This window comes from Streptomyces sp. NPDC014864, from assembly GCF_043081525.1.
Classification (GTDB): Bacteria; Actinomycetota; Actinomycetes; order Streptomycetales; family Streptomycetaceae; genus Streptomyces.
The window spans coordinates 1-6,293 of sequence record NZ_JBIBWT010000045.1 but is presented as its reverse complement, the minus strand read 5'-3'; the positions used below and the strand labels follow the sequence as shown (position 1 = coordinate 6,293).

The window sequence follows — 6,293 nt, the reverse complement described above, 5'->3', positions numbered from 1 at the left end:
GTCAACACCCGGCAACAGCGGCGCTATCCGCTCCCACGCCGCATCCGTCAGCTCACCACGACCCACCACAAGATCAATTATCAGACAGGACCTAGGCTCGGATCATGACCAGGGATGGGCAGGCGGTAGGCGCAGTGGGGAAAAGTCGCCCGGGGTGGCGCCCGGACAAGCTGACACAGCAACGCGAAGCCCACGGCCTGACGCTCGAAGGCGCGGGTGAGCAACTGCGCGAGGTGGCTCGGGCTGCGGGACTCGCGGTGCCGGCCGCCAATTTCCAGACCCTGTGGCAGCACGAACAGGGTGAGGTGTATCCCGGGCCGCACTACCGTCGCGCGTACTGTCTGCTGTACCGCGCGACCGAGCCCGAGCTCGGCTTTCGCAACGCCCTGCCCGACGAAGCCAGGAAACTCAAGTTCACCGCGTCGAGCGAACCGCGCATCGGCGCCCACGTGTTGGCTGTGGAGCGCGCGTTGCTCCAGCTTTCACCGGGTACGGAGGACACCGACGGGCGCGGCATACAGCAGCGCATCCTCGATGCCTGGAAGCGCCGCCACACCGGCGGCGACCCGAACAAGCCGACGCTGATGATGGTCGGGGGCTATGCAGGCAGCGGCAAATCGGAGTTCGCCCGCTTCATCTCCCATCTCACCGGCTGGCCCGTCCTCGACAAAGACCCGATCACGCGCCCTCTCGTCGAGCGCCTTCTCGTAGAAATGGGCAGCGACCCGAACGACCGGCACACCGACCTCTACCGCGAGAAGGTCCGCCCGCTGGAGTACCAGTGCCTGCTGGAGACCGCCTATGCGAACACCGACTGCGCGATCAGCACCGTACTCACCGCACCGTTCATCGCCGAGGCCACCGATCCTCGGTGGATGCGGCGCCTGATCAACCGCTGCGAAGCCCGGGGCGTCACCGTCGCTGTCGTCTGGATCCAGTGCGACCTCGACACAATGCATGAGTACATCAGCTTCCGCTCCGCCGCACGCGACAGCTGGAAACTCCAGAACTGGGATACGTACGCCGCAGGTATCGATCCCGAACTTCGGCCCGTGGTACCGCACTTGGTCGTCGACAACCGCCTTGGCGCCGCGATATCGCTCACGGACCAGGTACGTCAGGTCTTCGGGACGGTGTTCCAATGAGGCGCGGCATCCTGCTGTACGGGCCGCCGGCAGCTGGAAAGGACACGATCACCGATGTACTCACCGAAATGGATGCACGGTACGTGCGGTTCACCCGGCTGAAGATCGGGGCGGGGAACACCAAGGGTTACCGGATGGGCACGCTGGAGCAGTTGGCCAACCTGGAGGCATGCGGCGACGTCATCTACCGCAACGAGCGGTACGGCAACATCTATGTCGTCGACCGGCCAGGCCTTGAACAGGCCACGGGGGGTGGCCGAACTCCAATCATCCACCTTGGGCAAATGGTGGGGATGGAGCAGGTCTCTTCCCTCTTCCCGGCGCACTGGGCGCGCGTACTGCTGTGGTGCTCGAAGGAGACCACCGCCCTGCGCTCACCGCAGCGGGGTGATACCGACACGGCAGCTCGGCTGGCCGCTTGGGATGCCACACAGGCCGATCTTGCGGCTCATCCGTGGGCTGAGTGGGAGCTGCGCGTGGACACGGATACAACGGAGGCCCGGGAGGCTGCGAAGAGGATCGACGCCGTCGTTCGCATGCCGTCCCCGGATGCCTGACAGCCAGGACGCCGGCGCCCCGGCTGGTGTGATCTGCTCAGCTCGGGTCGTGCAGGTCTTGCTCACCGCGCAATGCTTGTAGTGCGTCGGCGATATCCAGTAGGTCGTCTTTCTTGTTGTCCCACCGGGCGAGCGTCGCGGCTGCCGCATGCATCAGGGAGTCCGGCAGGCCGACATCGGCGAGCAGAACCGCCGCGTCCTCAAGCTCCGGGCCCCAACGCCAGGCGCGAGCTGCGCTCTTGGGGATGTAGTCGGTCTCCAACAGGTAGCTGCGGGTGCGCTTGGCTGCGATCACAAGCAGCTCATCGGCGACTCCGTATGATTCGGCTGCTCCGTACGCCACGGCAGCGAGGACACGGGAGACCTTCTGGTAGCTGGAGTACGCGAGCTTGAGTGCGGACGCTTGGCCGATGCTGTCGCCGAGGACACGGGTCCGGACATCGGTTCCCGCGAGGAGTTCGGCGACCTGTTCGGCCTGCCTACCGGGGCCGGACAGATAGATCGTCGGGATCTTGCCGCCTCCAGGGGGCGATCCGACGACCGCAGCATCGATGACGGGCACGGGGACCAGGCGGTCGGCGATGTGCTGCACGCGGGGCGGTGCGACGGCGTTCGCTTCCACATAGATCGTGCCCTCGCCAACCGTGCCGAGCGCGGTCACCTGTTCGGCGACCGCCTCTGCGGCGGCCGGCGGGCACAGGGAGACCAGCACATCGGAGCGGGAGACGAGCTCGGAGAGAGTCGCCGGTTCGAGACCTGCATGCTCGGCCCGGCGGCGGGTTGTATCGCTGCGTCCGTCGGGGCACCACAGCACTGTATGGTTGCGGGCGCGCAGCTGGGCGCCGATGGCGGATCCCATGCTGCCGGGGTGCAGCAACCCGACGGTGTACGTCATGTCGTGGTCCTCGCTTGGTCGGCGCCATGTAGAAGCAGGAGGTCGATGGCGGCGTGGACGTGCGGCACCATGTGGTCGGGTGTGAGATCGTCCGTCAGCCAGGAGCGGCCGTTGCCGACCCAGATGGTACGCAGCCCTGCGGAGTATCCGCCGCCTATGTCGTTGACTGGGTTGTCGCCGACCATCCAGCCACCGTCACCCAGCGCGGCACCGCAGCGGGCCGCGGCCAAGGCGAAGTGCCGGGTCTGTGGTTTGCGCGCTCCGCCCTCTTCCGAGATGAAGACGCCGTCCACGCGCCTGTAGATACCGGTGGCCTGTAGCTTGGCGTGCTGTATGTCCGCCGCGCCGTTGGTCGCTATCCCCACTCGCCAGCCGGCCGCCCGCAGTTCGTCCAAACCGTTGAGGATTTCGGCAGGGCAGGACACCGAGGCTGCGATGTCTGCGCAGTACGCGCGCCACAACTCGTCAGTCGCCATGGGGAGGTTGTATCGGGTACGGATCACATCGAAGGTGGACGGGTAGGCCCGCGTGGCCACCGTGCCCAGGACATACGCCCGGCCCTCGTCACCCAGACCGTGTTTGGCCGTGAACTCGGCGGCCCACTCTTGGACGGCTCCACGCCTGTCCACAAGGGTGTTGTCGAGGTCGAAGAGAACCAGAGGACGCTGCACACCCGCACTCTAACCTCACATTTTCGCGAGTGCGTCCTGTCCACTGCACGGCTCTGCCACCAGCCCCTGGCATGGGCCAACCGCACCCGATGCACCGTCTCTCTCCACATCGCACAGCAGATGGACGGCAGCCACTGCCGTCGGCCCGATCACTGTTCGCGGGGCTCGCCAGAAGGCCTCGCAGCCCCCGCTCAGGGGCTGCGGACGATGCAGCGACCGGTCACACGGCTCTCTTCGGCAGCGGCATTAGTGGGGTTCAGAAGAGCTGTGATGGTTTGCGGGCCGCTGGAAGGGCGGACAGCAGCTCCCACAGCGGCCGTGATCCCGCGGCCCACGACGCCAGCAGTACACGGTCGACGAGGTGCAGGCGCTGCTGCCGGGCGAAGAAGCGGCCAGGCTGGGTGATCCTTCCATTGGTCACCATCACCACTACATCGCCCTTGTGGACAGGGCGGCCTGTCCCGTTGAGCACCTGCAGTTCTGGGGTGCCCACCGGCGCGCCCTGGGGGCCGTTGCGGCGGTGCTTGCACTGGATCACCCAGCGCCGCCCCAGCGGGTCGGTGGCCTTCACATCCGCCCCAAGGTCGCCTCGCCCTCCGACCTGGATGGCATCGCTGCAGCCGTCCCGGCACATCGGATCACGTATCGCGTGCTCGAACTGCCGGTGGGACAGCGCATCCAGCTGTGCCAGTTGATAGCGCAGAGCCTGTGCCCGGGCCCGTTCCTGCTCTGCGCGGTGCGTGCGCTGCTGCCACCACCAGGTGCCACCCAGGACCGCGAGGACGGCCGCGCTCAGCAGCAGCCACCAGTGTGCCAGGAGCCAGTTGACCACCATCACCGTGATCACGATTGCTACCATGGCAGCCAGAATGACGGTCTGCGCATCCGGCTGGCCGCGTCGGCGGCCGACGGTCCGCCGCTTGGCCGGTGGGCGCCGGGTCATCGCTCAGCCCCCAGGGTGGAGAAGTCGATCGGGTACGAGACCGTCGGCTGAGGTGCCGGCTTCCTCGGCTCGGGCGTGTCGAACTTGATCGGGTACGACACGGTCGGGCGCGGCGCGACATCCCTTGAGATGCTGTCGGCGTAGTGGTCGAAGCGGATCGGCTGGCGCGGCGCGCTGTCCGTTCCGTTCACCGTCGAGGCATGGCCGATGCCGAACACGGCCAGGCCGAAGAGAGCGAAGATGGTCATCTCCCGGCGCGCCCCTGGCGCCCATCGGGAGTGTCCGCGTACTGGCGTCCCGTCGGAGCGCACGTACGGCCGGACAAGCGGCATGTGGTCCTCCCCCAGTGATCGTGTCTTCCCCGCAATCACTGACATGCTGACGGCCGACACTGACAACGGATCACGACTGATCGCTCAACTCGCCCTGTTCAGCGAATAGTTCAGGACATGACGGGCACATGCGACCCGTGGTTGAGCGCGTGGTTCCGGGGCGCCTGGGATGCGGGCCGCGCCTGCCGGCAATCCTCCCCGCGTGAGGATGCCGAAGGCTTACCTACCTGGGCAGTCGGGCCGCGTCTGGCCCCGCGCGTACTCGCTCGGAGCACGGTTGCGGGCCGATCGCGGGTCCAGGCGACCGGGGCTGGATTCGGTCAATTCCAAAAGGGGCGTCCATAGGCGGCGGCGCCTGCGGCGAATCGATCATGCCGCGAGGGCGGGCAGAAGAAGGCGCTGGCGGCTCTGGATCACAGGCCGAGTTCGTCCAGTGCTGCGCGCCGCTGCGGGCTCAGGCTGGAGCGGCGGCGGCGCAGGTTGCTCAGCCACTGTCCCAGCCGTACCTGCTCGCCGTCGATCTGCTCGATGTGCCGCTGGGGGACGTTGAGATGGCCCTCTCGTTCACGGAAGTCCTCGCCCAGGCCGAAGCATCCCGCACTCCCCAGGATGCGGTCCAGCGGGCGCACGACGTCCTCGACCGTGTCCCTGCCGCCCGGCTCCGCTCCACCGCCCGCGCCCGGCTCTCCCGCCTGGCCGACATGCTCCCCAGCCGTTCCGGCGCAGACGCAGACGCTCTGGCAGAACGGCTACGAATGCTTCCCGCACCGATCGATGCCCACGGGCAGGCCCTCACCAGCTGACGTGGACCGGAGCAATGCCTGCACCGCAAAGTTCGGCGCCCCAGCCCCAGACGTAGGCGTACCTCGCTTCCGCCCGGACGGTGGCCGGCCACGCCGCCGGTGGGCCCCCCAGAGCAGGAACGATGCGAGCGTGACCGCTGCCTCGTAGGAGGTGGCGGTCTTTTCGTATCTGGTGGCGATGCCGCGGAAGCCTTTGAGCCGGTTGAAGCAGCGCTCCACCATGTTGCGTCGACGGTAGAGCTGCCGGTCGAATCCTGGTGGTCTGCCGCCGTGGCGGTCGCGGTTGTAGCGATGCCGTTGTTGGTCTGCCTTCTCGGGGATGGTGTGTGCGATGCCGCGTTTGCGCAGGTAGCAGCGGAGGCTGCGGGAGCTGTAGGCCTTGTCTGCGATGACCTGGTCGGGTCTGCAACGTGGTCGGCCCGGGCCGGTGCGGGGAACGCGAAGGGCCTTGACCCTTGATCCTGGACACACGAGACACTGGATCCTGGGGATCTGAGAACGAACATCTCGTGGTCATGAAGAACTATCCGCCGGAGTTCAAGGCGGCCGCGGTCGCGCTGTACCAGTCGCGGCCCGAGGCGAGGATCCGGTGAAACGCGCCTCTTCCAGCCAGAGATCGGCGCTGGGCGGTCAGACCTTGACCACCTCAACACCAGATCCACTCAGGAGCGTGAGGTCCTCAGGGTCAGATGTGAGGACCGTGACCGGCCGGGGTGCCGTGCGGGCGGTCGCGGCGAGGACAGCGTCGATCGCGTACTTGTGGCCGTGCAGGTGGTGGCCGCGCAGGAGTGCGGCGGCCTGGTCGGCGATCTCCTTGGTGACCTCACGGACGTCGATGCGGGAGAGAACCCACCTGATGCGTGCGGGATGGATCCGCTCGTAGTCGGCTTCAAGTGTGGTCATGGCCGTGGTGGCCACCCGCACGCCCTCTTCCACTGCGGCTTGGA

General features: G+C 67.2%; 8 protein-coding genes and 1 pseudogene. 2 read left to right on the top strand and 7 right to left on the bottom strand.

What is annotated here, in order from left to right; translation table 11 throughout:
* Positions 1 to 104 precede the first annotated feature (104 nt).
* The gene (locus ACF1A5_RS33720; RefSeq protein ID WP_392196655.1) at positions 105 to 1,145 is read left to right on the top strand and encodes an AAA family ATPase; all 1,041 of its coding nucleotides are present in this window, start codon (positions 105 to 107) and stop codon (positions 1,143 to 1,145) included.
* On the top strand, positions 1,142 to 1,702 hold the full coding sequence (locus tag ACF1A5_RS33715) for a guanylate kinase (RefSeq protein ID WP_392196654.1): 561 nt from the start codon (positions 1,142 to 1,144) through the stop codon (positions 1,700 to 1,702). Before ACF1A5_RS33720 ends, ACF1A5_RS33715 begins: the two co-directional genes overlap by 4 nt.
* Positions 1,703 to 1,739: 37 nt before the next feature.
* Here ACF1A5_RS33715 and ACF1A5_RS33710 read toward each other — a convergent pair whose 3' ends face one another.
* From ACF1A5_RS33710 to ACF1A5_RS33680, 7 genes and pseudogenes are all read right to left on the bottom strand, one after another.
* Entirely contained in the window at positions 1,740 to 2,597 is an 858-nt protein-coding gene (locus tag ACF1A5_RS33710; RefSeq protein WP_392196653.1) for a DUF1932 domain-containing protein, read from the bottom strand.
* On the bottom strand, positions 2,594 to 3,268 hold the full coding sequence (locus ACF1A5_RS33705) for an HAD family hydrolase (RefSeq protein ID WP_392196652.1): 675 nt from the start codon (positions 3,266 to 3,268) through the stop codon (positions 2,594 to 2,596). Before ACF1A5_RS33705 ends, ACF1A5_RS33710 begins: the two co-directional genes overlap by 4 nt.
* Positions 3,269 to 3,524: 256 nt before the next feature.
* Positions 3,525 to 4,211 (bottom strand): restriction endonuclease, encoded by a 687-nt coding sequence (locus ACF1A5_RS33700; protein WP_392196651.1) that lies wholly within the window; start codon positions 4,209 to 4,211, stop codon positions 3,525 to 3,527.
* Positions 4,208 to 4,459, bottom strand: a complete 252-nt coding sequence (locus ACF1A5_RS33695; protein WP_392196650.1) for a hypothetical protein — start codon at positions 4,457 to 4,459, stop codon at positions 4,208 to 4,210. The genes ACF1A5_RS33700 and ACF1A5_RS33695 overlap by 4 nt, the downstream gene beginning before the upstream one ends.
* 497 nt (positions 4,460 to 4,956) lie before the next feature.
* Positions 4,957 to 5,172, bottom strand: coding sequence for a helicase associated domain-containing protein (locus tag ACF1A5_RS33690; RefSeq protein ID WP_392196649.1), 216 nt, complete (start codon positions 5,170 to 5,172; stop codon positions 4,957 to 4,959).
* A 282-nt stretch (positions 5,173 to 5,454) separates the two neighbouring features.
* Positions 5,455 to 5,790: pseudogene (locus tag ACF1A5_RS33685) on the bottom strand (transposase); the annotation flags it as partial.
* Between the two features lie 186 nt (positions 5,791 to 5,976).
* A partial coding sequence (locus ACF1A5_RS33680) for a type II toxin-antitoxin system VapC family toxin (protein ID WP_392196648.1) occupies positions 5,977 to 6,293 on the bottom strand: 317 nt, incomplete at its 5' end.

Bases quoted from the DNA above. Each gene is read 5' to 3' on its own strand.
- ACF1A5_RS33720 (WP_392196655.1), top strand. From the start codon at position 105: ATGACCAGGGATGGGCAGGCGGTAGGCGCAGTGGGGAAAAGTCGCCCG.
- ACF1A5_RS33715 (WP_392196654.1), top strand. From the start codon at position 1,142: ATGAGGCGCGGCATCCTGCTGTACGGGCCGCCGGCAGCTGGAAAGGAC.
- ACF1A5_RS33710 (WP_392196653.1), bottom strand. From the start codon at position 2,597: ATGACGTACACCGTCGGGTTGCTGCACCCCGGCAGCATGGGATCCGCC.
- ACF1A5_RS33700 (WP_392196651.1), bottom strand. From the start codon at position 4,211: ATGACCCGGCGCCCACCGGCCAAGCGGCGGACCGTCGGCCGCCGACGC.
- ACF1A5_RS33695 (WP_392196650.1), bottom strand. From the start codon at position 4,459: ATGACCATCTTCGCTCTCTTCGGCCTGGCCGTGTTCGGCATCGGCCAT.